The sequence below is a fragment of the Silvibacterium bohemicum genome, from assembly GCF_001006305.1.
GTDB classification, from domain to species: domain Bacteria; phylum Acidobacteriota; class Terriglobia; order Terriglobales; family Acidobacteriaceae; genus Silvibacterium; species Silvibacterium bohemicum.
In genome coordinates this window covers 1-26513 of the sequence record NZ_LBHJ01000014.1, presented here as the reverse complement: position 1 = coordinate 26513, position 26513 = coordinate 1, and the positions used below count along the sequence as shown (strand labels likewise).

The window sequence follows — 26513 nt, the reverse complement described above, 5'->3', positions numbered from 1 at the left end:
AAGCATGAGCCATATTTCCGATTTCTCGACCAAGGCTTCCATTCTTCAAGCGATCGATGCGCGCGTGGCCGCGCAGCATCTGCTACAGCACCCCTTTTATCAGGCGTGGACGCGGGGCGAGCTTTCGCTCGATGCCCTTCGCGATTATGCGACCCAGTATTATCATCACGTCGCCGCCTTCCCTACCTATCTTTCCGCGGTTCATGCGCAGACCGATGACGCCGAAGTTCGCCGCCAGATCCTGACCAATCTCATGGATGAAGAAGCAGGCAATCCGAACCATCCCGAGCTGTGGCTGCGCTTTGCCGAGAGCCTCGGACTTAATCGCAGCGATGTGAAGAGTTCGGCACAGTGGCCGGCGACGAAGAAGCTGATCGAAGACTTCCGCGCATGCTGCGGCCAGCGCGGCACGGGTGTTGGCCTCACGGCGCTCTACGCGTATGAGAGCCAGATCCCCGCGGTGTCGGAGACCAAGATCGAAGGGCTCAAGGCGTTCTACGGCTTCAACGATCCGGCAGGCTACGACTACTTCACGGTCCACGTCGAGGCCGACCGCGAGCATGCGGCGGTCGAAGCGGCACAGATCGCTCAATGCGTGAATGAGAGCGAGCGAGCAGCTGCTCTCGAAGCGGCGGGCGAGGTCCTGGGCGGTCTCTATGGATTGCTCTCCGCGGTCTGCGAGCGCCACAGCATCGCGGCTGCCTGCGTCAACTAATCATTTTGCATGAGAAAAAGCCCGGCTTATGCCGGGCTTTTTCTTGTCGCAGCAATGAATTTAGAAGTGCCGCTCGTGGCAGGCCGCTCCATCGGTTACGGTGTTCAGGACGTTATTCGCTACAACCAGATTGCGGCTGTAGCAGTGGCCGAGTGAATCCTGGTAGACGTAATTCTGCGAGCTGCTCTGCCCGGAGTTCTGGCCGAGCGAGAAGTCGCCCTGCGCAGGATTGAAGACAAACAGCGCGTTGTCGGTGGGATTCACTTCGTTCGAAACGCTGCTGTGGAAGATAGGAAATCCTTCCAGCGTCTGCGTCTCTTCCTTTTGGAATTTCTGGTCGATGGTCGTCGCCTGGGTAATGTTCCCATTCGATTGAACCGTCTCGACCTCGTGCACTGTGATGGGATAGGAGAAGCTGGTCTCGCTGGTGGTGAAGACCGGTCCCTGCTGCGTCGTAGTCTTGGCGTTTACGGTTGAGGTCTGTACGCTGTTCTGCGCGAATTCGGTTGCGGTACTGGTGATATTCGCAACGCTGTCGAAGTTCACCTGCTGCTCCACCTTCGTCTCCACGCGGCCGTGCGAAGTATTTACATATCCGGAGATAACGAAGTTGTGCGAGTTGGAGACGGTCGTCTGTCCCGAGCCCACGCCGCTTGCGTTGAGATTCACGTTATTGGTGACGGTGGGATTCGGGACGGTCAGCGTATCGGCGGTGAGTGCGCCGCTTAGCTGAGAGCGTCCATGATCTTCGAAGACCAGCAGCTGCGCGGTGACAGTGAAGAAGCTGTAGGCGTTAAAAACTCCCACGCCGACTGCGTGCGGCTGCCCATCGTCGAGCGTGCCGGCAAAAGGCGTAAGGTCGACCCGGTAGGGAATGAAGTTCAAGGTCTGCACGCCGGGAATCGGCACCCACAGGCCAGGATCGACGCCGCCGGTGTAAATCCAGGGATAGACCGGAGCGACACCCGCGGGCTTGCCGTCGATGGTGACTTCGGTCTCGCGAAATGCCGTGTCTTGGCAGGCGTCTAACTGTGCGGCGATGCTGGTTGGCACGCAGAGAAACCATTGCTCCTCGGCGTTCTGGCTCTCGGAGAGAACATCGAGGTAGACACGCTCGGTGTTCTTCGGGAAGCTCACCGATTGAGTGACTTCGGGCGTGCCCGTCTGAATGGTGAACGAGCTGTTGCCGCCGCTTTGAATCGGCGTGACCAGATCCGCGGTAGCCGGAGCGGGATTGACGAAATTCGCCTGATAAAACTCCAGCTTGAAGGTTCCGAAGATGGTCGATGTCAGGCCGTCCGCGCCGACGATGTTGCCGAGAAAGGCGTAGCCGGTCTGCGCTGACTTGAAGAGGCTGGTGTAGTCGGTGAGGTCGCGCTCCACGTGCCAGGTATTGGCTTGTGACTGCAGCGGCTCGGCCGTCGTACCGAAGAAGATATTGACGTTATCAAAGAAGAGCTGTGCCGTGCGATCAAACTGCACACCGGCCTGGATGGAGAAATCGGCAGTAAGAATGACCTTCGACCACGGTCCGGGACAGTCCGCGGGTGGAGTGAAGCTAAAATCCTTATTGCTGAAGTCGGCGAAGGCCTGGTTGTCGAGCAGTGTCACCTCGCAATGCCTGGTATTGGGTCGCAGGATGGTTGGATCGGCGGTGGCTTCGAGAGAGGTTCCGGTGCTGAGCGGCGGGTACTGCGAAGACCGATTCTGAGCTGCAAGGGGAAGAGCGATTGCTACAGAGAGTATTGCGAACAGATGGCCTCTGAAGCGCGACTGAGGGCTACGCGCAGGATGCATCGTTGAATCCTTTCCAGGTTTTGGTGTCAACACTACACTTCGTGAATTGCGGCGGGATCGACGCTGGATTGGCGTCTATGCGGCGATGCTTTGCCACAGTAGAAAGAAATTCAACGCTATTACCACCACCACCGTCAACCAGCCCAGCCAGTGGGTTGTGCGCTGATTCACAAAGGCCCCCATCACTTTGCGGTTTCCGGTAAGAAGCAGGAGCGGAATCAGAGCGAAGGGGAGCGCGAAGCTCAGTACAACCTGGGACAAAATCAGGATGCGCAGCGGATCGAGACCGCTGGCGATCACGGCGATCGCGGGAACCAGGGTCAGCAGGCGGCGCAGAAAGATGCTGAACTTCACATCGAGAAAGCCTTCGATGATGACCTGGCCGGCCATGGTTCCAACCGTGGAGGACGACAGGCCGGAGCAGAGCAGAGCCACGGCGAACATGATGGCGGAGCCTTCGCCGAGAAGAGGCCCGAGGGTTCGATGCGCGTCCTCGATGGGATTGGCCAGGACGTGTCCGCCGAACGCCGCGGCGGCAACGACGATCATGGCGGAGTTGACCAGCCACGCGGCATTCATCGCGGCGAAGACATCGATGGCTTCGTAACGGAGATGGCGCAGCCGGGCCGCATACTGGCGGCGTGGCGTGCTGTTGGGGAGAGCCTGTTCCGCCTGCAGGCGAGGCTGCACCAGCGCCGAGTGCAGATAGATGACGTGCGGCATCACGGTTGCACCCAACATGGCGACGGCGATATAGATGCTCTTGCTGTCCACCATGGGCACCAGAGTGTGCAGCGCGATCTGCCCCCATTGCGGCCGGATCATCAGCATCTCGATGGCGTAGCAGACGCCGATGATGCAGACGAAGCCCATGATGGCCATCTCCAGCTTGCGAAAGCCCCACAGCTCCAGGGCCAGAATGGCAAAGACGCAGAGGGCGGCGAGCACGGCAGCGACCAGGAGAATCTCCGTCTTATTCCAGCCGTAGAGGAGGAAGCGCGCTCCGAAGAGCAGATAGAAGCCGAGCGCTGCGCCGAGAAACTCGGCCATATCCGTGGCCAGGGCGGAGATCTCTGCAGCAATCCAAAGAAAGATCGTCACCGGACGCGGGAAGTGATCGCGGCAGTTGCGGGGCAGCGTCTTTCCTGTGGCGATGCCCAGCTTGGCGGCCAGGTACTGGATGAGGATGGCCATTGCATTCGACCACAGCAGCACCCACAGCAGCTTGTAGCCGAAGCGGGCTCCGCCATCGAAATTGGCCGCGAAGTTACCCGGATCGATATACGCGATGCTGGCCACGAAGGCCGGTCCGAAGTACGACCACAGCTCGGAGCTGCGCAGCCTGGGCAGCAGAGGCGGAAGATCGGAGGATGGCTGAACGGAGGCCATGCGGTATTTCAAGTGTATAGACGGCGGAATCGTTCGCACGCAATACTTCTTGCCGGCGTGTGAATGATGCTCGGGCGCTTGGCGCGAGCCTGACGCTGCGATAGGCTTGCCCTTAGGAACATTGGAGCTTTGTCAGTCATGAAAGTACTTGTCATTGGTGCGGGCGGCCGCGAACATGCAGCGATCTGGGCGCTGCGCAAATCCCCGCGCGTGAGCGAAATCGTCTGCGCACCCGGCAACGGAGGCATTGCAGCCATCGCCCGCTGCGTACCGGTGAATCAAAAAGACCTGAGCGATCTGCTGCGCATTGTCGCCGAAGAAGCTCCAGATCTCACCATCGTGGGACCTGAGCTGCCGCTCTCGCTGGGACTGGTGGATGAATTGCGCCGCCGGGGCCTGGCCGTCTTTGGCCCCACGCAGGCAGCGGCCATGCTCGAAACCAGCAAGTCTTTCGCCAAGCGCTTTATGCAGCGCCACAATATTCCGACGGCGAATTATGCCGTCTGCTGCAGCCAGCAGGAGGCGCTTGAATCGCTGCACCTCTTCCATCTGCCCGTAGTGGTCAAGGCGGACGGCCTGGCTTCAGGCAAGGGCGTGTTGATCTGCGAGACGCGGCAGGAGGCGGAGAAAGCGATCGCCGATCTCTTCGACGGCAGGCTTCTGGGCGCGCCTGAAAGCTTGGTGGTCATCGAGGAATTTCTCACCGGCGAAGAGATTTCGTTCCTGCTGCTCAGTGATGGCAAGCACGTGGCGCCGCTGGCTCCGGCGCAAGACCATAAGCGATGGGGCGAAGGCGATACCGGACCGAACACCGGCGGCATGGGCGTCTACTCGACCGATGCGATGGTCGACGATGCCATGCGTGAATGGATTCTGCACCACATTGCGCAGCCAACTATCGATGGGATGGCGGCCGAAGATACGCCCTTCACCGGCGTTCTCTATGTCGGCCTGATGATGACGGCGCGCGGTCCAATGGTGCTCGAATACAACGCCCGCTTCGGCGATCCGGAGACGCAGGCGATCCTGGTGCGCCTGGAAAGCGATCTGCTCGATGCGATTGAAGCCTGCGTTGCCGGCAGGCTGTGTGAAGCCGAGTTTCGCTGGAAGCCGGGAGCCTCGGCCTGCGTGATCGCCGCGTCGAAGGGCTATCCAGGCAGCTACATCAATGGATATCGGATTACGGGACTCGACGCTGCCGCGCAGGTGCCGGGTGTCGAGGTCTTCCATGCCGGTACATCTCTGGTCGATGGGCAGTACCTCACTAACGGAGGGCGCGTGCTGGCGGTGACCGCGGCCGGAGATTCGCTTGAGGCGGCGTTGAAGCGTGCCTACGAGGGGATCGAGAAGATTCAGTTCGAGGGAATCTATTATCGTCGTGACATCGGGCATCGCGCGTTGAAGAAAAAATCATGAGCCATACCGCCGTCACACTGGAAGATCTCTTAGCCGATTTCGAAGCAACCGCCGCGAAGTGGAAGCAGTTCTTCGCGGCCAATCCTGCTGCAGCAGAAGCCGAGACCGACATCGCGGGGAGCAGCAATATTGGCGAGCTGGTCTGGCATATCTATGGCGGCGCCGTTCGGCTCTCAGAGCGATTGCTCGGAGAGGCCGTCAGCGATTGGGGAGCGATGGGGCCTAAGAATCTCGAGAAGGCCTGGGATCTGCAAGCTCGCGCAGCGGGCAATCTGCGACGCTTTCTCGATACCACCAACGACGCAGCGCTGGATGAGGTTTTCTATTTCCAGACACGGACGGCCGGCGAGGTTGGCGGCTCCCGCCGTAAGCTTTGCCTGCATGTCTTTGTGCACGCCATCCGCCACTGGGCGCAGATTGGGCCCATCGTTCGCCAGCACGGCTATCCTCCGAACTGGATGCAGGACATTTTGTTCAGCGAGGCGTTCGTCTAGGCGAGCTGCGGTGCGACTTCCTGACGCACATCGCATCAGGAAGCCCTTCATCCACTCTCTTCGAGAATGAAAAAGATAGCCTGGCGTTTTAGCTGTCCAGCTTCTTGACCACCAGCTCATTCAGCAGCGCGGGATTCGCCTGCCCTTTGGACAGCTTCATTACCTGCCCGACAAAAAATGCGGAGACGGTTTTCTTGCCGCCGCGATACTGCTCGACTTGTTTCGGATTGGCCGCGATGACTTCGTCGATCATCTTCTCGATGGCGGAGGCGTCGCTGATCTGCTGCGGCTTCTCGCGCTCGTAGACAACGCCGAAATCTTCTCCCGTTTCGAAAGCGCTATCGAAGAGCTGCTTGAGCTGCTTGCTCGACAGCTTACCTTCTTCAGCAAGGTCGGCGGCCTGCGCAATGCCCTTCATGCTGATGGGCGACTGCTCGAGCTCTAGCCCTTTCAGCTTGAGGCGCATGGTGAGCTCGCTCTGCACCAGGTTGGCGACGCGCTTGGGGCTCTTCGCGGCCTTGGCGGCAGCTTCGAACTGGTCGGCGAAGGCCTGAGTCGCGGTCAGCGTGGCTGCATCCTGCTCGGAAATCTCGTACTCGGCGATCATGCGCGCGCGGCGCGCTTCGGGCAGCTCCGGCATCCTGGCCGCAATCATCGCCTTGAATTCGCTCGAGACGATCAACGGCGGCAGGTCGGGCTCGGGAAAGTAGCGATAGTCGTGGGCCTGCTCCTTGGACCGCATGGAATAGGTGCGGCCCTCGCTGGCATTCCACAGGCGGGTCTCCTGGATGACACGGCCGCCGTTCTCGATCAATTCCACCTGGCGTTCGATCTCGTATTCCAATGCCGAGCGAATAAACCGGAAGCTGTTCACATTTTTGACTTCGGCTTTGGTCCCGAACTTCTCCTGGCCGCGCGGACGTACGCTGACGTTGGCATCGCAGCGCAGCGAGCCTTCTTCCATGTTGCAGTCGCTGACCGCGGTATAGAGCAGGATTTCCTTCAGCCGAGTGAGGTATTCGTAAGCCTCTTCCGGAGTACGCATGTCGGGCTCGCTGACGATCTCGACCAGCGGTGTGCCGCAGCGGTTCAGGTCGACGGAGGTGTAGCTCGCCGAATCGGGAAGGCCATCGTGCAGGCTCTTGCCGGCGTCCTCTTCCATATGCAGGCGGGTGATGCCGATGCGCTTGATGCCCTGCGGCGTGGGCACATCGATCCATCCGTCCTCAGCCAGCGGCTTGTCATACTGCGAAATCTGGTAGCCCTTGGGTGAATCGGGATAGAAGTAATTTTTGCGCGAGAAGATGGACCGCTCGCGCACCTGGCAGTTGATGGCCATCGACGCCAGCGTGGCGAACTCGACGGCCCGCTCGTTCAGCACGGGCAGCGCGCCGGGCAATCCCAGGCAGGTGGGGCAGATGTTGGTGTTCGGCGCGGCTCCGAAGCGGTTGGCGCAGCTGCAGAAGGCCTTGGTCTCGGTAAGAAGCTGAACATGGACTTCGAGACCGATGACCGGTTCGTACTTGGCGAGAATCTCCGGCGAGATGCTGATAGCGGTGCTCATATAGGAAGCTCCAGTTTAACAATATGCTTGATGGTTCGTTTAGGAGCGCCGGTGTACATTCATACTGGCGTCGGCGGCCAGGGAGGCAAATGGACCCGGCCTTGCATCCAAGCAGTTAAAAATTAAGCTCTGTAGGCAAAAAACGAATGCAGATTCTCGATTTGCTCTTCGGCAAACCCCTGGCCAACAGCGAAGAACGCGGCGAACAGGTCGGCCCTTCGGCGGGTCTTCCCATCTTCGGCCTGGATGCACTTAGCTCGGCGGCATACGGGCCGGAAGCGGCGCTCACCCTGCTCATCCCCCTGGGATTGGCCGGCGTTCACCTGATTGTGCCGATCAGCACGGCCATCATCATTCTGCTGGTCATTGTCTACTTCTCGTATCGCCAGACGATCGAGGCCTATCCTCACGGCGGCGGCTCGTACACCGTTGCAACCGAGAATCTCGGCGATGGCGCCGGGCTGCTGGCTGCTTCTGCGCTGATGATCGATTACATACTGACCGCAGCAGTGGGCATTTCGGCGGGCGTAGGCGCGCTGGTTTCGGCAGTGCCTGCGCTGCAATCTCATCTGCTGGGATTGTGCCTGCTGATCCTTTTGATTCTTACGCTGGTGAATATGCGCGGCGTGCGCGATACCGGCGTCGCGTTTCTCATCCCGACATATTTGTTTTTAGGCACGCTTCTGATCGTGATTGGATGGGGGCTCGTTCGTGTCGTCACGGGAGGAGGACATCCGGTGCCAGTGGTTGCGCCGCCGCATCTGCCTCCGGCGACGGAAATGATCGGATTGTGGCTGCTCCTGAAGGTGTTCGCCAGCGGCTGCACCGCCATGACCGGCGTGGAAGCTGTCTCGAATGGCGTGATGGCCTTTCGTCAGCCGACCACCAAAAACGCCAAGTTCACCCTCACTATCATCATCGCGCTGCTCATTGTTCTGTTGGCGGGCATCGCCTTGCTCTGCCGCTTTTACGGCATCGGCGCAACCGACCCGAGCGGCGCGGGATATCAGAGCGTTCTCTCCCAGCTGATCGGCGCGGTCATGGGCCGGGGATGGTTTTACTACCTCACCATCGCCTCCATCCTGCTGGTGCTTTCGCTTTCGGCGAACACAGCCTTTGCCGATTTCCCACGTCTGACCAAGGCCATCGCCTTCCACGATTACCTTCCGCACGTCTTCACCCTGCGCGGTCGCCGCCTGCTGCACTCTCACGGAATCTACGCGCTGGTGTTCTTTACCGCCGTGCTGCTGATCCTCTTTGGAGGTGTCACCGACCGGCTGATCCCGCTCTACGCGATCGGGGCCTTCCTGGCCTTCACGCTGTCGCAAGCGGGGATGGTGGTTCACTGGCGCAAGAACAAAGGGCCGGGATCAACAGTCCGCATGGTGGTGAACGGCATTGGAGCCGTTGCTACCGGATCGACGCTGCTGGTGGTGCTGGTGGCGAAGTTCGTCGCCGGCGCGTGGGTCACGGCGCTGCTGGTGCCGCTGCTCATCTTCACCATGACCCGGGTGCGCCGCCACTACGAGCGCGTGAACCGCGAGACCGCGAACGCGCAACCACTGCGTGTGGAAAATATCAAGCCGCCGGTGGTCATCATTCCGCTCGATCGCTGGAGCCGCATCACCGAAAAGGGGCTGCGATTCGCCCTGAGCATGTCGCCGGAGATCATCGCGGTTCATGTGGATACCGAAGACAACTCGATGAGCATCTGCGACGACTGGGATCACATGATCGCCGGTCCGCTCAAGGCCGCAAACCTGCCCGTTCCGCAACTAGTCAATCTCAAGTCGCCCTACCGGTTCATCCTGGCGCCCGTCGTTGATTTCGTTCTCAACAAGGAGCTGGAACTCGAGAATCGGCAGATCGCCGTGCTGGTTCCGGAGCTGGTGGTGAAGCACTGGTGGGAGAACCTGCTGCACAACCAGCGTGCCAATGTGCTGAAGCTGTTGCTGCTGCTCAAGGGCAACCAGCGCATCCTGGTCATCAATATTCCCTGGTATCTGCAGCGACCTTAAGGCGATTCGATCCAGGTATTCCAGGCGCGGCTACTGATTCTGCTTCGCGATTCGGAGCCATTCCAGTATGCTGCGCCTCGAATGGCTATCCTTCCCGCTCCGCCGGATTCCGGAACGCAGCCTGCGCTAAAGCGTGCTCTCCGCTTTCGCGACCTGACGCTGTTCTACATCGTCAGCGGCCTGAGCGTGCGCTGGGTAGCGACGGCTGCAGCGGCGGGGCCAAGCACTCTTGTCGTCTGGATATGCGCCTTGTGCGGATTTTTCGTTCCGCTCGCGGCCTGCGTTCTCGAACTCTCGTCGCGCTATCCGGCCGAGGGCGGCCTCTACGTGTGGACCCGCGAGGCCTACGGCGACTTTGCCGGGTTCATTGCTGCCTGGACGTACTGGATGAGCAATCTGCCGTATTTTCCGGCGGTGCTCTATTTCGGCGCGGGCTCGGTGCTCTTTGCATTTGGCGAGCGCGGCCAGCATCTCTCCGCCGACAGCCGCTACTATCTGCTCTTCGCGCTGCTTTGGTTAAGCATCATCACCGTGACGAATATTCTCGGGGTGAACGCAGGCAAGTGGCTCAATAACGTCAGCTCGCTGGGTAGCCTTCTGCCGGTCTCCCTGCTCATCGGTCTCGGAATCCTTTCAGCCGCTCGCTTCGGCTCAGCCACCAGCTTCGCATGGCCCCAGCTGATTCCCCATCCCAGCCTGAAGAACGCGATCTTCTGGTCAACCGTGTTCTTCGCCTTTGGAGGATGCGAGGCCGGCTCCTTCATGGGCGAGGAGATCGAGAATCCGCGCCGCGTGATCCCGCGCGCGCTTCTCACAGGAGGCGCGATCTTTGCCGCGGCCTATATTGCGGGAACGGCTGCGCTGCTGGTGGCGCTGCCTCCCAGCGCGGTCCACGGCGTTGACGGATTCATGCGCGGCATGATGACGCTCTGCGATCGTCTTAACGTTGCGTGGCTGGCTGTTCCTATCGCCTTGCTGCTGGGCCTGAATGCTGTGGGCGGCGCTGCGGCCTTTCTGTCTTCCACCTCGCGGCTGCCTTTCGTGGCGGGCATCGATCGCTATCTGCCGCGCGCCTTCGGACACATTCATCCACGCTTTCAAACTCCATGGATAGCGATTGGCTGCTACGGATTGGCGGGCATGATCGTTGCCTTGCTGAGCCAGGCCGGAACGAGCGTCCGCGGCGCGTACGACGTGCTGGTCAGCATGTCGATCATCGGCTACTTCATTCCGTTTCTATTCCTGTTTGCGTCGATGATCCGGCTGCAGAAACAGCCTGCCGGGCCGGACGTCATCCGCGTTCGGGGAGGCAAGCCGGTCGCGGTAACGCTTGCTGTCATCGGATTCATGACGACAGCGCTGACCATCGTGCTCTCGGTCATTCCCGGCGAGGATGAGACGAACAAGGGCCTGGCGGTGGCGAAGGTGCTCGTTTCGACCGCTGTGCTCATCGGTGCGGGCGTGGCGGTCTTCGTGGTTGCGGAACGCAGGAAGCGGCGAGGCTAACATCGTCATCATTTCTGACGAGCTTCAGGAGAAAGAATAATGTGCGTCGAGGACACCACAATCACGGCGCGACCCGGTCCAGCCGGAAGGCGGCGGCCTGGAAGTCGCCCATCAGATTCAACTGCAGTCCGCTGTTCATCCAGAACGCGCCTGTAGCTGTTTCGGGTAAGTCGCCGCCCGGCTTGGCGGTGATCCAGTGCAGCTTGTATTGAGCCTTGGGATCGAGGCCGCGCAGGTAGAGCAGCGGGTAGGGGTAGCCGAACTGGCTGGAGTGCAGGGAGGCGAAGACCGCAGCCTGGTTGCGATCCGATGAGACGGATTCCGTGACCGATTGCTCGCTGCCGTTGCGCGGCGAAACGAGCCGATAGAGCGAGCCGTGCTGGACGGTCTCGCGAATCTGCTTATACTCGTCGATGAGGTGCTTCGCGGTGGCGAAGTCTTCCGCCTGCCAGTGATTCAAGTTGGAGCCCACGCCTAGACCGCCCTGCATCGAAGAGAGGAAGCGGTATTGGAGCGAGAGCGGAGCATAGTTGGGTCCGCTCGGCGTCTCGGTGACCCAGGCCATCATGACCTCGGGCGTGTAGGCATAGGTGAAGCCGTCCTGAATGGTCAGCCGGTCGAAGGGATCGGTGTTGTCCGAGGGCCAGACCTCATCGGTGTAGCGCAGGATGCCGAGATCGACGCGGCCTCCGCCTCCGGAGCAGGATTCGATCTCGACCTTGGGATGCTTCTCGCGCAGCTCGCGGAGAATGCCGTACAGGTTGTCGACATACTTCACATAGACCTGCTTTTGTTCATCGGAAGCAACCGCGGGCCAGCCCGGCTCGGACCAGTTGCGGTTGTAATCCCATTTGAGAAAAGCGATGTCGTTTTCCGATAGCAGCTTGTCGAGAAAGCCGAAGACGTAGGCACGCACGTCGGGACGAGCCAGGTTGAGCACGAGCTGATTGCGGCCTTCTGTGCGCGGACGCCCGGCAAAGTTCAACACCCAGTCCGGATGCTTGCGATAGAGATCGCTATTGGGATTCACCATCTCCGGCTCGACCCACAGGCCGAAATCCATGCCCAACGAATGAACCTTGTCGATGAGCGGCTTCAATCCATTCGGAAACTTCTGCTGGTTCACATACCAGTCGCCCAGTCCGGCATGATCGTCCTTGCGCTGGCCGAACCATCCGTCATCGACGACAAAGCGCTCGACACCGATGGAGGCAGCTTTTTCGGCAAGCGTCTCCTGGCCGCTCTCGGTGACGTTAAATTCCGTCGCCTCCCATGAGTTGTAGATCACCGGACGCGGATGGGGATTGGGGCGCTGCGGCAGGATCTGCGCCAGCTCGAAGCGGTGCAGCAGGCGGGAGGCTTCGCCGATGCCGTGCGACGAATAGCCGCCATAAAACACTGGCGTCGCCAGGCTCTCGCCCGGATTTAATTTGTAACCGAAGTCGAAGGGATTGTATCCGCCGGTCACGCGCACCTGGTTGAGGAGATCCTGCTCCACGGTGATGCGCCACGAGCCGCTCCAGGCCAGCGCGCCGAACCATACATCGCCGGCATCCTGGTCGTTGGTGTGAGCGCGCTCGATGGCGAACCATGGATCGTTCTGGTGCCCGGTTGATCCGCGCCGGCTTTCAAGCACCCGCTGCCCCTGGTGCATCGCCTCCTGCTGCAGCTGATCTTCGCCAGCCCAGCGCCCGGTGAGCGAGTCGAGAGTGTAGTTCGTGCCGTGAGGGAGGGTCCACGTCGCAGCGGCTGCCTGTTCGATCATCAACGCCGCCGCTGTTTTGTTTTCGATCTTCGCCGAGCGCCCGAGGATGCCGGTGGCAGGGTCTATCTCGTAGCGAAGCTCGACGAAGACCTCGCGCTCGACGTCCTTCAGACGGATCGAAAGCGTGTTGCCTTCGATGCGATGGGAGACATAGTGCAGCACGAGGTCCCGGTTGCCATCGGGGAAGGTGATCTTGAGCGCCGGTTCCAGCTGAAGTCCGGCACCCCAGCCCGCGAACTCCTGCGGCGTGGCGCTAGTGGACATATCGAACGAAGCATTGCCTTCGTTGGTATGCGCCGGCGGAAAGCTATCTGCAGCCCCAAGGCGCGATCCCCAATACAGCGGCTGCAGCTCGTTCCGATCGTTAATGCCGAAGGCGTAGGAGACGTCTCCCCCATCGAGGCGAAAGACCTTGGCGGAGGAATCGAAGCGGACGGCGTTCTGTGCGCCGGCTGCTGTTACTGCTGCAAAAAAGAAAACGGTTACAAATTTCAGCGCCGATCTCATGAAATTAGCTCTCCTGTATGCACGTCTTGCGTTGGCGGAGTTACATTTCTTGGTATGACTTCGCGTGCCGCCAAATCCGTTCTACTGCTGCTTGCCGTTGCCGCCCTCTGTTTCGCTCCGCTTCAACTTCCGGCCCAATCGCATGCGCCCCTGCAAATTTACTTCATCGACGTCGAAGGTGGACAGTCCACACTTTTCGTTACCCCCGAGCATAAATCCCTGCTTATCGATACGGGCTGGCCCGGAAACGAGAGCCGGGACGCCAATCGGATTGTAGCCGCGGCCAAGGACGCAGGTCTGCAGCGCATTGACTACGTGCTCTTGACGCACAATCACGTCGATCACACCGGCGGCGTTCCGCAGCTGGTGGCGAAGATTCCCGTCGGCACGTTTATCGACCACGGCCCGAACCGCGAGACCACGGACAAGACCACTGTGGACGTGGCGGCAGCCTACCAAAAGGTGCTGGCCGAGGGCCACTATGGACACCTCGTGCCCAAGGTGGGAGACACGCTGCCGATACCCGGCCTGCAGGTGAAGGTCGTCAGCTCGGATGGCAATTTGATCGCTCAGCCTCTGCCAGGAGCGGGCCAACCCAATCCCTTCTGCGCGCAATCGGAGCAGCGCCCTGCCGACCAGACCGAGAACGCCCGATCGCTGGGTGTGGTCATCTCCTTTCATAAGCTGCGCATCCTCGATCTCGGCGACCTTACCTGGGACAAGGAGATGGAGCTGATGTGCCCGAACAACAAAGTGGGGCATATCGACCTGCTGGTCGTCTCGCATCATGGTTGGGACCACAGCAGCAGCCCCGCGCTGGTCTACGCCATCACGCCGCGCGTCGCCATCATGGACAACGGAGCGACCAAAGGCGGCTCGACCTCGACGCTGAAGATTATCAACAAGACACCCGGTCTCGAAGACCTCTGGCAGCTGCACTATTCCGAGGAGGGTGGTCCCGAAAATAATGTCGACGAGGTGCGCATCGCGAATGTGCATGGGCAGGACTCGGGCCACTATTTCAAGGTGGCCGCATACGGCAACGGCGGTTTCGATGTCTTCAATTCGCGGACGGGAGCGACGAAGAAGTATCCGGCGAAATAAGAAAAAAACTGGCCGAATGAAGCTGAAAGCCTTGGCTAGCCCAGGTCTTTCAGCACGGCCATGGCCGCATTGCGGCCGTTGATGCCGATGACCGAGCCGCCGGGGTGCGTGCATGCTCCGCAGAGGTAAACACCGGGCATGGGCGTGCGGGCCCTCAGCCGCTTCGACCACATGTACGGCGGTAGGCACTCGCCCTGGAAGATGTGGCCGCCGGTGAGCCCGACCTTTTCTTCGATATCGGGCGGTCCCAGCACCTGCGCGTCGACGACAGCGGAGTCGATGTTAGAGCAGAAGCGGCCGAGGGACTTCAGCGCTAAGGATCGGACCTCCTCGCGCCGCGTCTCCCATGATCCAGTTGCGAATTGATAGGGCACGTACTGCGCGAAGATGCTCATGGTGTGCTGTCCCGCAGGGACGACGGTCGCGTCGTGAACGCTCTGGAAGTAAATCTCGCACCAGAGATGCTCGGGAAGTTCACCGCGCTTCGCAGCCGCGAATCCAGACTTCCATTCTTCTTTGGTCAGCGGGGCGTTGATCTGCCCGAAGTGATGGGGGCGGGGCATTCCCGGGCGCGCGGTGAAGTCCGGCAGCTCGCTGAGCAGCACATTCAGCTTCACGGTACAGCCCTCAATGGGAACAGAATCCACCTGCTGGCGCCAGCCTGGATCAACGGCATCGCCCAGCATCGCCGACGTTCGGCGCGGGTCAGCATTGGAGATGACCAGCGGCGCGGCAATTCTCTCGCCACCCTCGAGCAGCACGCCTTCGCCGGGCAAAATCTGCGCCACCGGTACGCCCGCTGCGATGGTGGCTCCAGCTTCTCGCGCGGCATCACAGAGGAAAAAGGAGACCATGCCCATGCCGCCCTGTACGTAGCCCCACATCCCCGGCATGCCGCCAAGCCTGCCTGAGGAATGATGGAAGCGAATGGAAGCTGTGCCGGGATCGAAAGGACTGGCATTGGTGCCGATCACGCCCTGGCCGAGATACGCGGTCTGCAACCGCTCGTCGCTGAGATAGTGTTCGACGAACTCAGCCATCGACCAGTCGAAGAGCACGTGGCGGGCCTCGGCATCGTTTCCGAGACGCGCTTCAATCTCTTCCACGGTTGGGGCATCGCCGATCCAGAGATCGTTATCGCCTTCGGGACGCAGGGCATTCCGCAGGCGGCGGATGACGTCGCTCATGGCATGCCATCCCTCCACGTCGCCGGGAGCAAAGCTGTTGATCTCTTCGCAGCAGCGGTCGTCGTCGTCCCACAGCTGCACGCTCGATCCATCGAGGAAAGGCACGAAGAGGCCATTCACCGCCGGCGACCAGCGAAAGCCGCGCGCTGGCAGATTCAACTCTTCGACGATGAGCGGATGCAGGAGACCGGCGAGATAGGCGCAGGGCGACATCTTCACGCCAGGGAAAGGCTCTTCGATGGTGCAGGCGCCCCCCACGCGCTCGCGGCTCTCCAGCACCAGGACGCGCTTGCCGGCGCGGGCAAGGTAAGTAGCGCAGGCCAGACCATTGTGTCCCGCGCCTACGACGATGGCGTCCCATGATTGCGAGGCAAGTTGGCGAATAGGAGCTGGGAGTCCGATTCTTCCGAGAAGGGCGGCGGTGGGCGACGAAGCTTGCGGCAAGGGGCGGTCTCCGAAGAGACAGTATCTATTAATCGGCCACTCCATTGGCAATAGTCGGTGTATTTGCCGAATTCTCGGACCATGGGAGATGATGTTGCGATGACTTCCAACATGAATCGCCGCCGCTTTGTTCGCACGCTCGCGCAGGGCCTAGCCATCGCTCCCGTTGCCGCTCAGGGATGGCGCGCCATGGCTGCGGATTCGAGCAACAACATCCTCCTGGTGGGCACGCAGACGCAGGCCTCGAGCAAAGGCATCTATGCCTATCGCTGGAACTCCGATGCCGGCGAGCTGACTGCGATCGGTCTCGCCGCGTGGGCGGACAATCCGACCTTTCTCGCGCTCTCTCCCGATCGCAAATATCTTTACGCCGCGAATGAGATTGACCATTTCGGCGGAGCCAAGAGCGGCGGCGTGAGCGCCTTCTCAGTCGGCGGCGATTCAGGGAAGCTCACCTTCATCGATGCCGTACCTGCCGAAGGCACCGGCACCTGCCATGTGACCATCGACCAGACAGGCCGCGCTGTCTTCTGCGCCAACTATAACAACGGCAGTATCGCGTCGTTTCATGTCGATGCTTCCGGCGGACTGAGCCAGCCGGTCTCGCATTTTCAGTTCGAGGGCCACGGACCCGATCATGAACGGCAGGAAGGCCCCCACGCGCACCGGGTTACCGTCTCGCCGGATAATCACTTCCTTCTGGTGAACGACCTTGGCCTCGACTGCATTCACATCTACAAGCTGGATGCGGCAACCGCCAAGCTCACTCCGAACAGCCCCGCGCAATGGAACTCCGATCCCGGTGCAGGGCCGCGCGCCTTGCGTTTTCATCCGAACGGCCGCTGGGCCTACTGCGTCGAAGAGATGGCATGCGCCGTTGTCGTGCTGCGCTGGGATGCGAAGGCGGGAACGCTCACCCCGGTCCAGAAGGTGAGCATCAAGACGGATGGTTTCACGGGCGACACGATGACCGGATCGGAAATCGTCATCACCCGCGACGGCAAATTCGCCTATGCCGCCGACCGCGGCGACGATACGCTGAGCAGCTTCGAGGTCGATCCTGCGACCGGCAAGTTGACCTTCCTGGCGCGGACCTCATGCGGAGGCAAAGTGCCCCGCCACATCGCGCTCGATCCCACGGAGAAGTGGCTGCTGGTGGCGAACCAGAGCTCGGACGACATTGCCATCATCCGCCGCGACGAGAGCAGCGGAAAACTTGCAGAAAAGGCCACCAACAGCGGCATTTCCAAGCCCCAATGCCTGGTTTTCTTGTAGAAGGTCGGGAGCTTCTTAAGGAACGAAGGGTCAGGCTGTAACGAGCGCGCCAGATCGCGCCGGCAGCTTGGCCTTTTGCTTGTATGGCTCGCGCTCGATTGTGGTCAGCTCCCAGGTGGAGCGATCCTTGAGCAGACGCGAGACCAGCGCTGTGTGCATGGCATGGCCGGCACGCTCGGCGACCACGTGGCCGAGAATGTGATGGCCGGCCAGGGCCAGATCGCCGATCAGGTCCAGAACCTTGTGGCGGACAAACTCGTCGCGGAAGCGGAGCGGACCGTTAAGCACGCCCTTGCGGTCGAGGATGATGGCGCTCGACTCCGACACGCCACGGATCAGCCCCATGTCGCGCAGCTTCTGCTCGTCTTCTTTGAATCCGAAGGTGCGCGCCGGAGCGATCTGCACGCCGTAGTTGCGCGTCGCCAGGTCCACGACAAAACCCTGGCCGCCGATGGGTGAGGGGAAATCGATCTTGTAGGAGACGCTGTAGCCTTCGCCGGGATAGACGCCAATGAACTTATCGCCCTCGCGGACCTCGACGGTTTTGAGGATGCGGATGTATTCGCGGCGGCGCCGCTGAGTTTTCAGGCCAATCTGCTCGAAGGCTTCGACATAAGGCAGCGCGCTGCCATCCAGGATGGGCAGCTCCAGATTGTCGAGCTCCACGATGACGTTATCTACGCCCATGCCGATGAATGCCGAGAGGAGGTGTTCGGTGGTCGAGATCAGCACGCCCTGGCGCATCAGGCTGGTTGCATAGCTGACTTTGGCGACATTCCGGCTGCGGGCCGGGATTTCAAAATTATCGAGATCAGTGCGGCGAAAGATGATTCCGGTTCCGGCGGGTGCGGGCAGAAGCCGCATATGAACCGGGGCTCCGCTGTGAAGACCGATGCCCGAAAAATCTACTGGAGCGCCAAGCGTCTGTTCCAGGTGCGCGTTTTCCGTCAAGCCAACATCCTCGCCCAAAAATGGGCACGAAGGCATAGACTAACTTCGGAATTGAAAGTTTCATTGTTGCGTATTTGACACACTTTCGCGGCTGGACTGTCCGCCCTCGAAACTGATATGTGACTATTTGCAAGGTAACTAATGTCATTCCAATCAATTACTTCCAACAAGACCGCCGATTCAGCCGAGGCGCAGGCGAACCTCCCCGAGCTCCTCAAGTTCCTCCAATTACTTGTCGAACTTGAGTCCCCCAGCGATGACAAAGCCGCCGTCGACCGCTGCGTGGACCTGGCGGCCAAGCGTGCGGAGTCGATGGGAGGCCGGGTCCGGCGGCACCGGCAGAAAAATTTCGGCGACCTGCTGGAGGTTCGTTTCGGCCGCAGGGGCCGCGCCGTAAAACCGATCTTACTGCTCGGCCACCTGGATACGGTCTGGCCCATCGGCACGCTGGCCAAGATGCCCTTTCGCATTGACAGCGGACGGGTCTGGGGCCCTGGCGTGCTGGACATGAAGGCGGGCGTGGCCATGGCCTTCGCGGCCATCGAAACGCTGCAACAGCGTTACGGCGCGGCGATGCCTCCCGTCGTGCTGCTCCTGGTGAGCGAGGAAGAGGTGGGCAGTCCGGTGTCGCGAGCGGTGACCGAGAGGATTGCCGGAGAGTGCGCCGCGGTGTACGTCCTCGAACCGGCGCAAGGGCTTTATCCTGGCGCCTATAAGACGGCGCGCAAGGGCGTGGGGCATTACCGCATTCACATCACAGGCGTCGCTGCGCATAGCGGCATCGACTTCGCGAGCGGGCACTCCGCCATTGCGGAGCTGGCTCATCAGATCGAAGCAATTCACGGGTTCACAGATATGCAACGTGGAATTACGGTAAATGTTGGAACCATTCAGGGGGGAACCCGGTCTAACGTAGTAGCAGCCGAAGCATCAGCCGAAGTCGATGTACGCGTCGCTAGAAAGATCGATGCGGCGAGGGTGGATCGGCAGTTTCGCCGCTTGCGTGCTCGAGATAAGCAGTGCGTCTTGAAGGTGGAGGGGGGCCTGAACCGTCCGCCTATGGAACGTAGTCGCGGCACGGTGGCATTGTTCAAGCGCGCAGCAACTCTCGCCCGCGCCATGGGTTTTGACCTGCAGGAAGCCGCCACCGGCGGCGGGTCGGATGGAAACTTCACTTCGGCGCTTGGAATTCCGACTCTGGATGGAATGGGAGCGGTAGGCGAAGGAGCGCACGCAACGCACGAGTCGCTACTGCTGAAGGATCTTGGGCCGCGTACGGCGCTGCTTGCAGCGATGTTGATGAAACCGGAGGAATGAAGCCATGCTGAGACTGGTCGAATACGGATTGCTCGCGGTCTCCCTGCTCATCGTGCTGGTTTTGATCGTGGCAGCGCCGAGTTCCGAACGGCCGTTCCCAGCGGAGAATTCCGACGGAGAGCTTGAGCCCAAACTACCTCCGGTAGCCAGCCGATAAATTTCCTCTATCGAACCAAACTTAGTGCTTGCCCGAACGGGCATCGGCGTCGTGCATGCGACTGGCCTCGAAGCTGACGATCTTCCATTGACCCAGGCGGCGGTTGTAGACGCGTGTATAGCGATAATTGCCGCTAATGTTGCTCTGCCCGTTGGTTCCCTGCAGATCGGCCTGCGAAGTCACTACGGCGGTATCGCCGTAGACCCGGACCTTGAGGTCGGTGAGGTCAAGCTGGCTGATCTTCACGGTCCCCGCCTTGCGCAAGGCCAAGGCCTGAGCCTTGGTCTCAACCGTCCCGTTGGCGCTGATGCCGATATAGTCGTCTGCCAGCAGATGATCCATCTGGCCGACGTCATTTGCGATCACGGCCTGACGCCACTGCATCTCCAGAGCTTCGATTTCTTTGTGGAGGGCATGATTTTCGTGACGCGGGAGAGCGAAGGCCGAGCGCGGAAGCACCAGCCCGAGCGTTGCGACAAGCAAGATGCAGGCCGCTGTGCCGCGGAAAGATCCCAAAAGACGGCTTCTTCGTTGCATGTGCGTATCGGATGGTAGACCGCAATCGCGGAGCGAGTCAAAAAGATTGACCGAACGTGCGCTTTGGGGTGGCGAAAGCCTCATTTTGTGAATCTGGCGGGAATGCCGTCTCCACTTATTAGACACGATCATCAGACGCTTCGGGTCCGTTGCACGGCGTGGCCGATGAAATCGATTCCAGGGCGCGGAATGGAGAGCGTGTCGGGAAACGCAACAGGAAGCCCATCGCCGAATAGCCTCAAGCGACCGCGTTCAAATTTTCCGCCGAACGCTCGAGCATGCGCTGGTAGAGACCACCCACGACATATTTTTTGAAATGCGCGGAAGCGCGGTGTGCGTCCAGGGCGGCCGCGTCGCGGTACTGCTCATAAATGACGACGATATCCGGCTCCGACTCGACCGTGTGCGGGATGTAACTCACGCAGCCCGGCTCCTTACGCGAGGCTTCCGTTACACCACGCAGAGCCTCTTGAATCTCGGCGCGATCCTCGGGTTTGAACTTCATCCGAACGGTAAAGCTGATCATGATCCTACACCTGACGCTTTCTGAAGCAAATCGATTGTGCGTTACACCCGGCTAGATAACAAGCGGTTAATGGCGGCGGCGAAAAGCCTTCTCAAATCTATCCTGACCGCCTTCTCAACCGCACGATTCGCGGCCGTTGCAGCGCCTTACCCTCGCCACATCCGGAAATTCCGGACCATGGCTCAACTTAGCCTTGGATATCCGTCAATGCTTTTTCGAATTCCGGCAGGAGCATGGTCTGCTCGCGATCCGGACCAGTCGAAACCATGCCGATCCGGGCTCCGGACTCCCGCTCCAGGAAGCGCAGATAATCCTGGGCAGCCTGCGGCAGCTTGTCGAATTCGACGATTCCTTCCGAAGTGTCTTTCCAGCCCTTGAGCTTGGTGTAAACCGGCTTGATGGAATCAAGTCCCCGAACGTCGGCCGGCATGGTGTCCACCCGCTTGCCGTTGATCTCGTAGCCGGTGCAGACCGGAATCTCCTCCAGGCCATCGAGCACGTCGAGCTTGGTCACCACCAGCCATTCGGTGCCGTTCACCTGGTTGGAGTAGCGGAGCAGGGGCAGATCCAGCCATCCGCAGCGCCGCGGCCTGCCCGTGACCGCTCCGAATTCATTGCCGCGAGCACGCAGCAGCTCACCGGACTCATCGTGCGATTCGGTGGGAAACGGTCCTTCTCCGACGCGCGTGACGTAAGCCTTGGTCACACCGATCACCGTGCCGATCGCGGTGGGGCCGACTCCAGTGCCGGTAACGGCTCCGCCGGCGGTGGCCGAAGACGAGGTCACGAAGGGGTAGGTGCCGTGATCGATGTCGAGCATGGTTCCCTGCGCACCTTCGAACATCACGCTCTTGCCGGCGCGAATGGCGTTGTTGAGCAGCGCCGAGGTATCGGTAACGAAGGGAGCGACCTGTTCCGCCGCGCGCGCGTAATCCTCGTACATCTGCGCGGGATCAAGAGGCTCGGTGCCGAAGAGCGCGTGAGCGATGGCATTCTTCTCGTGGCAGGCATTCTCGATGTGAGTCTTGAGCAGATTGCGATTCATCATGTCGACGACACGCAGGCCGTTGCGCGCCATCTTGTCTTCATAGGCCGGCCCGATGCCGCGGCTGGTGGTGCCGATCTTCTGCCGTCCCGGAGCGCTCTCCGCAGCCAATTCAATCATGCGGTGGTAAGGCAGGATGACCTGCGCCCGGTTGGAGACGAAAAGCTGCTCGTCTACATTCACGCCCAGATCGCGCAGCTTGCCGATCTCCTTCAGGAAGGCCATGGGATCGAGAACCACGCCGTTGCCGATGACCGCCTGGCAATCGGGACGCAGCACTCCGCATGGAACCAGCTGCAGGATGAACTTCTTCCCGCGGATGATGACCGTGTGGCCGGCGTTGTGGCCGCCGGCGTAGCGGGCTACGATCGCAAATCGATCGGAGAGTACGTCAACAATCTTGCCTTTACCTTCATCGCCCCACTGGGCGCCTACCACTACCGCTGTCTTTGCGCGCATGTCTTCCTGATGCCTATCTCGAACTAAATTTTGCTGTACCTTGTCGCACACGCCGCCTACCGGATTTTGTAGCCTGACCTGTCAGGGAGTGGCGAGGACAAATGGAATGGGTCCGCGTGGCAGACTGTTCCACCCGGTATCTAATGATATATCGTGGCCGCCCCCTACGAAAGGAAGAGATCGACAGAGAAACGCCAGACTCAGTGCTTCTTAAAGTACTGAACCTCACGCTCGTGCTGCTTTGCCTTTTCCATGCTGGAAAAGGTTCCCAGGTTGCGGCGCTTGCCGGTCGCTTCATCCTTCTTACGCGAGTACAAACGATATTCACCGGATTTGAGTTTGCGGATCATAATCAGGATGGATGCGAAGGCTCCACATAGCGTTGATCGGCGATAGCGGGAATTTCGTTACCGATAGCTGCCGCGCACCTATGAAATAGGAAAAGGCCTGTCCGCGGCTGACCGCAGGCCGGAAAACCCGTTGGAGTAATTTGGTGCAAGAGGCATTTCCTGCATGTTGAAATCGAAGCTTGCTGTCGTTTTGCTTTTTTTGCCGCTCGGCGTGGCCCTTCCTTCTCTGGCCCAATCAGATTCACCGGGACAGTCGAGCGCCAACCCTTCCCCGTCAGCGACGCATGTCCTGAAGGGTTCGGTCCGGTACCATCAGCGCGTCGCGCTCCCTGACGACGCCGCGGTGCATGTGATCCTCCAGGAGATCTCAGCGGACGGCACGGCAAAATCCCTCGCGGAGCAGGATATTCCGACCAAGGGTCACCAGATGCCGATCAAATTTGCCGTCAAATACGATTCCGCGGCAATCGATCCCTCTCACCGCTATGAGGTCGTGGCCAAAATCACGTCTGGCGGACGCCTGATGTTCACCTCCACCAGCACGTATCCGGTTCTTACCCAGGGTGCGCCTGCCGACAATCTGGCCATCGATCTGGAGCAGGTCAGTGCGCAGTATGGGCAGCTTCCCAGCGGCCAGGCCGCTCACACTCCGCTGATCGATACCCAATGGAATCTCGCTGAAGTCGACGGCAAAGCGCCTCAGAACGATTCTCCGCAGGCTTACATCAAGCTTGTCGGCAAGACGGATCGCGTCGAAGGATCGGGGGGCTGCAACCGGCTGATGGGTTCTTATTCGGTCGAGGGACGCGAATTGCACTTCAAAGAAATGGGATCGACCATGATGGCCTGCATGGGAGACGTGGCGACGATGGAGCGGGCTTTTCTCGCCGCCCTCAATATCACCGAAAGCTACCGCATCCGCGGTTCCACGCTGTCGCTGCTGGGCAAGGGCGCAAAGGTGCTGGCCCGGCTCGAAGCGCAGGATACGGCGGCCGCTTCGCAGCAATAGCTCGGCAGCCGGGCGCAAACGATTCTGCGAAAATAGAGGACGGATGCCAGAGCTTCCCGAAGTCGAAACCGTCGCCAATGGCGTAAATGAGCGCATACGCGGCGAGCGCATCGAGGATGTCTGGCTCAGCGGCTACAAAGAGCCCTTCAAGACCGATCCCGATGTGATGGTTCAGGCTCTGTCCGGAAGCCGGATCGAGAAGGTCTACCGTGTGGGCAAGCACATCGTCTTCGACCTTGCGGCGGACAAGAATCGCCGATCTGGAAAGCCCAACGCTGGAAATCTCGAGGCCAAAGTTGCCTCCCAGCAATGGATCGTGCACCTTGGCATGACCGGCCGCCTACTGGTTTCAGCGCGGGATGTGCCTGTTCCGGCTCACACGCATGCCATTCTCCGGCTGAGCTCCGGCCGCGAGCTGCGGTTCGTGGACGCACGGCGCTTTGGCCGGCTGGCACTGCACACGCCTACCGGCGAGGATAAATCCGGCTTTCGCGGGCCAGGCCGCGAGCCGCTCTCGATCTCAGCCGAGGAGTTCGTTCAGCTCTTTCGCGGCCGCAAGCTTTCCATCAAGGCGGCTTTGCTCAACCAGTCTCTTCTGCATGGGGTGGGCAACATCTACGCCGATGAGAGCCTCTTTCGCGCCCGCATCAGGCCGGCCCGCATAGCCGGACGCCTCACCCGGCCCCGGCTGCTCGCCCTCCATGCGGCGCTCCAGGCCGTTCTCGAGAACGCCATCGCGCTGGGAGGATCATCGGTCTCCGACTACGTGGACGCGGATGGCGTGGCCGGCTTCTTCCAGCTGGAGCACCGGGTTTACATGCGGACCGGCGAGCCCTGCCTGATCTGCGGCACGCCGATCCGCCGTACCGTGCTGGCAGGACGCGGGACGCACTACTGCCCGAACTGCCAGCGCTGACGGGCGTTCTTAGCTCCCTTCCCGGACGGCGTAAGTATGGTTTTACGAAGCTTGCCGAGAGCCAGCCTTCCATAAATCGGATTCTCGACTTCCCATAAATCCCTAAACCGCACATTCTATTCAGTCTTCCGAACGGCATAACGATTGCTTATAGGTAAGTGCCAGGGATGCACAGGCTCTCAAAAATAGAGAAGAGCCGAAAACACAAGTTCCGGACGCTGAGAGTCAGAATCCAATGAGATTCTGCCCAAGTCCGGGGCGACCAATCCGAAACTCTTCGATTCGAAGAGTAGGCGGAATTTCAGGGAGGCCAGCGACTGGCCCTTGCAATCTAAGAAAAGCCACCGCGATCCGGTGGTTTTTCTGTTTAAGCTTAACTTCGCCGGAATCTCAATCGTCAACCTATGATGCGTCACTGATAGGAAAATTCGGTTCCGCGGCGAAACTCCGGCCGATGCGCTGGCATCCCAATGACCGAGACAATATCGACGAGGGCTTTGGGAAGAATCCAGGGAAAAAATGATGCTCAGAAAACTCCCGGAAAACGCCTAGAAATCTTAAATTTAGGGAATCTTGCTTTTAGCCACTTGTCAGCCGCATCCGGGAAGAGTAGTATCGTCTTTGCCTATCGAGCGGCTGATGTCCAACTCTTGGGACGAAGGGCTCGCCGCAATTCTCGAGAGTCAAACAAGATTCAACTGATGAGCCTCACTGTGGTCCATGTGGACTTCGAGGTTGTACCTAGCTGGAACCATGGTTGAATGACAACATCCGTTGTTAGGGTTTCAAAGCATTTGTCTCCATTGCGATCTGTTAATCCGTTCGGTTTGCCGCCTGGCCCCTACCAGCAGCGCAACTGTCTGTCTCGGATCCACCGCTGAGCCATGGAAGGTCAAAAACATTCTCCGGCATCTTTAACCGTAACGTGGCAGCGCAAGCCGGATTCCGCTGTCTTTCAGTAACGTGCGAAAGCACCGATCAGTCACCACGCACGAGGAAGTGCAAGCATGACAACAGAGCAGAACCAGCCAGAGGCGTCCTTGCCTGAAGGGCAAGCGCCGCAAGGGCAGTCCCAAGGACAGGGACATCGCAGACGACGCCGCAGACGCAAGGGCAACAAGCCCGCTGCCCAGGCCAACGGTCAGGCCGCCGCCCCCCAGGGACAACAACAACACGGTCAATCCAATCAAGGCCCGAAGGCCAACAAGCCGTCCAGCCAGAACCGCTTCTTCCAGAAAAATGGAAACGGCGGCGGTGACGCTCAGCAAAATGGCCGCGGCGGTGGTGGTGGCGGCCGGCGCAAAAGTAAGCCACGCAAGCAGCAGGTCTTTGTCGGACCGATGGATCACAGCTATCGCGTGGCCAACGGCAATGTGGCTGATTCCCCGCCCTCCACAATCGAATTGCGGAATGGCAACATCAATGGCAACGGCCATAGCCACCACAGCTATGCGAATGAGGCGTACTCTTCCCATGATCACCAGCCGGTGGTGCCCATCCGCGAAGACGCTCCCACGCGCATCTACTGCTTCATCGAAGATCTCTTCGTTTTAGCGAAGATTCAGGAGACGGCGCGCAAGCTGGGCATCAAGGTCGGCTTCGTCAAGGCGGAGAAGGATATCGTCGCCAAGCTCGCCGAAGGGGCGGAGCAGGATCGGCCGTCGCTGATTGTGTTCGACCTCAACAACGCGAATGCCAAGCCGCTCACGCTCATCCCGAAGATCCGCACCAAGCTGAAGAAGGGCAAGACCTCGATCATCGGCTTCCTGTCGCACATCCAGGGCGACCTGAAGGTGAAGGCGGTGGAAGCAGGCTGCGACGTGGTCATGCCGCGTTCCTCGTTCTCGCAGAATCTGCCGAATCTGTTGCGCCGTCACGGGCTCGACGAAGAGGAAGAGTTCGACGCAGTTCAAGTGCAGTAGAGGTTTATGGCTTCACAAAGGAAAAAGCCCGCGATTTGCGGGCTTTTCCTTTGTAGTTGAGATCGTCGAGATTCTTCGCTTCACTCAGCGACTGTCTGATTTGTCAAGGTTGATTTGGGGGTTTGGTTGCAGGGTTGATGGAA

At 60.0% G+C, this 26513-nt stretch carries 22 protein-coding genes; 12 read left to right on the top strand and 10 right to left on the bottom strand.

Annotated features, from left to right (window positions below):
* Window positions 1–4 precede the first annotated feature (4 nt).
* Entirely contained in the window at window positions 5–715 is a 711-nt protein-coding gene (locus tag XX99_RS20060; RefSeq protein WP_050061209.1) for a CADD family putative folate metabolism protein, read from the top strand.
* 60 nt (window positions 716–775) lie between these two features.
* Here the strand turns inward: XX99_RS20060 and XX99_RS20055 are convergent, their stop codons facing one another.
* Together XX99_RS20055 and XX99_RS20050 are read right to left on the bottom strand one after the other, a co-directional pair.
* Window positions 776–2512: a peptide-N4-asparagine amidase gene (locus tag XX99_RS20055; protein ID WP_050061208.1), complete on the bottom strand. Its 1737-nt coding sequence runs from the start codon at window positions 2510–2512 to the stop codon at window positions 776–778.
* Between the two features lie 75 nt (window positions 2513–2587).
* Entirely contained in the window at window positions 2588–3901 is a 1314-nt protein-coding gene (locus XX99_RS20050; protein ID WP_050061207.1) for an Nramp family divalent metal transporter, read from the bottom strand.
* Window positions 3902–4039: 138 nt separating this feature from the next.
* On the opposite strand from XX99_RS20050, the gene purD reads away from it, so the two are divergent.
* The gene (gene purD / locus XX99_RS20045) at window positions 4040–5317 is read left to right on the top strand and encodes a phosphoribosylamine--glycine ligase (protein WP_050061206.1); all 1278 of its coding nucleotides are present in this window, start codon (window positions 4040–4042) and stop codon (window positions 5315–5317) included.
* Complete coding sequence (locus XX99_RS20040; protein WP_050061205.1) at window positions 5314–5811, top strand: DinB family protein; 498 nt, start codon at window positions 5314–5316, stop codon at window positions 5809–5811. Before purD ends, XX99_RS20040 begins: the two co-directional genes overlap by 4 nt.
* 88 nt (window positions 5812–5899) lie before the next feature.
* On the opposite strand, the gene gatB is transcribed toward XX99_RS20040, so the two are convergent.
* Window positions 5900–7375, bottom strand: a complete 1476-nt coding sequence (gene gatB, locus XX99_RS20035) for an Asp-tRNA(Asn)/Glu-tRNA(Gln) amidotransferase subunit GatB (RefSeq protein WP_050061204.1) — start codon at window positions 7373–7375, stop codon at window positions 5900–5902.
* A gap of 146 nt (window positions 7376–7521) precedes the next feature.
* On the opposite strand from gatB, the gene XX99_RS20030 reads away from it, so the two are divergent.
* A complete protein-coding gene (locus XX99_RS20030) occupies window positions 7522–9393 on the top strand; it encodes an APC family permease (RefSeq protein WP_050061203.1) in 1872 nt (623 codons plus the stop codon).
* A gap of 81 nt (window positions 9394–9474) precedes the next feature.
* Window positions 9475–10899, top strand: coding sequence for an APC family permease (locus XX99_RS20025; RefSeq protein WP_050061202.1), 1425 nt, complete (start codon window positions 9475–9477; stop codon window positions 10897–10899).
* 61 nt (window positions 10900–10960) lie between these two features.
* Here the strand turns inward: XX99_RS20025 and XX99_RS20020 are convergent, their stop codons facing one another.
* Complete coding sequence (locus tag XX99_RS20020) at window positions 10961–13171, bottom strand: alpha-galactosidase (protein ID WP_050061201.1); 2211 nt, start codon at window positions 13169–13171, stop codon at window positions 10961–10963.
* Between the two features lie 54 nt (window positions 13172–13225).
* On the opposite strand from XX99_RS20020, the gene XX99_RS20015 reads away from it, so the two are divergent.
* On the top strand, window positions 13226–14275 hold the full coding sequence (locus XX99_RS20015; protein WP_050061200.1) for a ComEC/Rec2 family competence protein: 1050 nt from the start codon (window positions 13226–13228) through the stop codon (window positions 14273–14275).
* 35 nt (window positions 14276–14310) lie between these two features.
* On the opposite strand, the gene XX99_RS20010 is transcribed toward XX99_RS20015, so the two are convergent.
* Window positions 14311–15906, bottom strand: coding sequence for a phytoene desaturase family protein (locus tag XX99_RS20010; RefSeq protein ID WP_050061199.1), 1596 nt, complete (start codon window positions 15904–15906; stop codon window positions 14311–14313).
* A gap of 99 nt (window positions 15907–16005) precedes the next feature.
* Here XX99_RS20010 and XX99_RS20005 point away from each other — a divergent pair, with 99 nt between their 5' ends.
* Complete coding sequence (locus XX99_RS20005) at window positions 16006–17181, top strand: lactonase family protein (protein WP_156186104.1); 1176 nt, start codon at window positions 16006–16008, stop codon at window positions 17179–17181.
* 30 nt (window positions 17182–17211) lie between these two features.
* Here the strand turns inward: XX99_RS20005 and lpxC are convergent, their stop codons facing one another.
* Entirely contained in the window at window positions 17212–18168 is a 957-nt protein-coding gene (gene lpxC, locus XX99_RS20000) for a UDP-3-O-acyl-N-acetylglucosamine deacetylase (RefSeq protein WP_050061197.1), read from the bottom strand.
* A gap of 105 nt (window positions 18169–18273) precedes the next feature.
* Between lpxC and XX99_RS19995 the strand changes: the two genes are divergently transcribed.
* Window positions 18274–19449: a M20 family metallopeptidase gene (locus XX99_RS19995; RefSeq protein ID WP_082125766.1), complete on the top strand. Its 1176-nt coding sequence runs from the start codon at window positions 18274–18276 to the stop codon at window positions 19447–19449.
* Window positions 19450–19453: 4 nt separating this feature from the next.
* Window positions 19454–19606, top strand: a complete 153-nt coding sequence (locus tag XX99_RS27390) for a hypothetical protein (protein ID WP_156186103.1) — start codon at window positions 19454–19456, stop codon at window positions 19604–19606.
* 21 nt (window positions 19607–19627) lie between these two features.
* Here the strand turns inward: XX99_RS27390 and XX99_RS19990 are convergent, their stop codons facing one another.
* The 4 genes from XX99_RS19990 to XX99_RS27385 form a co-directional block, all read right to left on the bottom strand.
* Window positions 19628–20122, bottom strand: a complete 495-nt coding sequence (locus XX99_RS19990) for a nuclear transport factor 2 family protein (RefSeq protein WP_050061196.1) — start codon at window positions 20120–20122, stop codon at window positions 19628–19630.
* A gap of 259 nt (window positions 20123–20381) precedes the next feature.
* Complete coding sequence (locus XX99_RS19985; protein ID WP_050061195.1) at window positions 20382–20669, bottom strand: putative quinol monooxygenase; 288 nt, start codon at window positions 20667–20669, stop codon at window positions 20382–20384.
* A gap of 187 nt (window positions 20670–20856) precedes the next feature.
* Entirely contained in the window at window positions 20857–22173 is a 1317-nt protein-coding gene (locus XX99_RS19980) for an adenylosuccinate synthase (protein WP_050061194.1), read from the bottom strand.
* A 200-nt stretch (window positions 22174–22373) separates the two neighbouring features.
* On the bottom strand, window positions 22374–22523 hold the full coding sequence (locus tag XX99_RS27385) for a hypothetical protein (protein WP_184085248.1): 150 nt from the start codon (window positions 22521–22523) through the stop codon (window positions 22374–22376).
* 163 nt (window positions 22524–22686) lie between these two features.
* On the opposite strand from XX99_RS27385, the gene XX99_RS19975 reads away from it, so the two are divergent.
* From XX99_RS19975 to XX99_RS19965, 3 genes are all read left to right on the top strand, one after another.
* On the top strand, window positions 22687–23532 hold the full coding sequence (locus tag XX99_RS19975; protein WP_050061193.1) for a YbaY family lipoprotein: 846 nt from the start codon (window positions 22687–22689) through the stop codon (window positions 23530–23532).
* Between the two features lie 43 nt (window positions 23533–23575).
* Window positions 23576–24448 carry a bifunctional DNA-formamidopyrimidine glycosylase/DNA-(apurinic or apyrimidinic site) lyase gene (gene mutM / locus XX99_RS19970; RefSeq protein WP_050061192.1) on the top strand — a complete coding sequence of 291 codons (873 nt, stop codon included), beginning with the start codon at window positions 23576–23578 and terminating at the stop codon, window positions 24446–24448.
* A gap of 1007 nt (window positions 24449–25455) precedes the next feature.
* Window positions 25456–26370, top strand: coding sequence for a response regulator (locus tag XX99_RS19965; protein WP_050061191.1), 915 nt, complete (start codon window positions 25456–25458; stop codon window positions 26368–26370).
* The last annotated feature ends 143 nt before the right edge of the window (window positions 26371–26513 follow it).

Bases quoted from the DNA above. Each gene is read 5' to 3' on its own strand.
- XX99_RS20060 (WP_050061209.1), top strand. From the start codon at position 5: ATGAGCCATATTTCCGATTTCTCGACCAAGGCTTCCATTCTTCAAGCG.
- XX99_RS20055 (WP_050061208.1), bottom strand. From the start codon at position 2,512: ATGCATCCTGCGCGTAGCCCTCAGTCGCGCTTCAGAGGCCATCTGTTC.
- XX99_RS20050 (WP_050061207.1), bottom strand. From the start codon at position 3,901: ATGGCCTCCGTTCAGCCATCCTCCGATCTTCCGCCTCTGCTGCCCAGG.
- purD (WP_050061206.1), top strand. From the start codon at position 4,040: ATGAAAGTACTTGTCATTGGTGCGGGCGGCCGCGAACATGCAGCGATC.
- XX99_RS20040 (WP_050061205.1), top strand. From the start codon at position 5,314: ATGAGCCATACCGCCGTCACACTGGAAGATCTCTTAGCCGATTTCGAA.
- gatB (WP_050061204.1), bottom strand. From the start codon at position 7,375: ATGAGCACCGCTATCAGCATCTCGCCGGAGATTCTCGCCAAGTACGAA.
- XX99_RS20030 (WP_050061203.1), top strand. From the start codon at position 7,522: ATGCAGATTCTCGATTTGCTCTTCGGCAAACCCCTGGCCAACAGCGAA.
- XX99_RS20025 (WP_050061202.1), top strand. From the start codon at position 9,475: ATGGCTATCCTTCCCGCTCCGCCGGATTCCGGAACGCAGCCTGCGCTA.
- XX99_RS20020 (WP_050061201.1), bottom strand. From the start codon at position 13,171: ATGAGATCGGCGCTGAAATTTGTAACCGTTTTCTTTTTTGCAGCAGTA.
- XX99_RS20015 (WP_050061200.1), top strand. From the start codon at position 13,226: ATGACTTCGCGTGCCGCCAAATCCGTTCTACTGCTGCTTGCCGTTGCC.
- XX99_RS20005 (WP_156186104.1), top strand. From the start codon at position 16,006: ATGACTTCCAACATGAATCGCCGCCGCTTTGTTCGCACGCTCGCGCAG.
- lpxC (WP_050061197.1), bottom strand. From the start codon at position 18,168: ATGCCTTCGTGCCCATTTTTGGGCGAGGATGTTGGCTTGACGGAAAAC.
- XX99_RS19995 (WP_082125766.1), top strand. From the start codon at position 18,274: ATGTCATTCCAATCAATTACTTCCAACAAGACCGCCGATTCAGCCGAG.
- XX99_RS27390 (WP_156186103.1), top strand. From the start codon at position 19,454: ATGCTGAGACTGGTCGAATACGGATTGCTCGCGGTCTCCCTGCTCATC.
- XX99_RS19985 (WP_050061195.1), bottom strand. From the start codon at position 20,669: ATGATCAGCTTTACCGTTCGGATGAAGTTCAAACCCGAGGATCGCGCC.
- XX99_RS19980 (WP_050061194.1), bottom strand. From the start codon at position 22,173: ATGCGCGCAAAGACAGCGGTAGTGGTAGGCGCCCAGTGGGGCGATGAA.
- XX99_RS27385 (WP_184085248.1), bottom strand. From the start codon at position 22,523: ATGATCCGCAAACTCAAATCCGGTGAATATCGTTTGTACTCGCGTAAG.
- XX99_RS19975 (WP_050061193.1), top strand. From the start codon at position 22,687: ATGTTGAAATCGAAGCTTGCTGTCGTTTTGCTTTTTTTGCCGCTCGGC.
- mutM (WP_050061192.1), top strand. From the start codon at position 23,576: ATGCCAGAGCTTCCCGAAGTCGAAACCGTCGCCAATGGCGTAAATGAG.
- XX99_RS19965 (WP_050061191.1), top strand. From the start codon at position 25,456: ATGACAACAGAGCAGAACCAGCCAGAGGCGTCCTTGCCTGAAGGGCAA.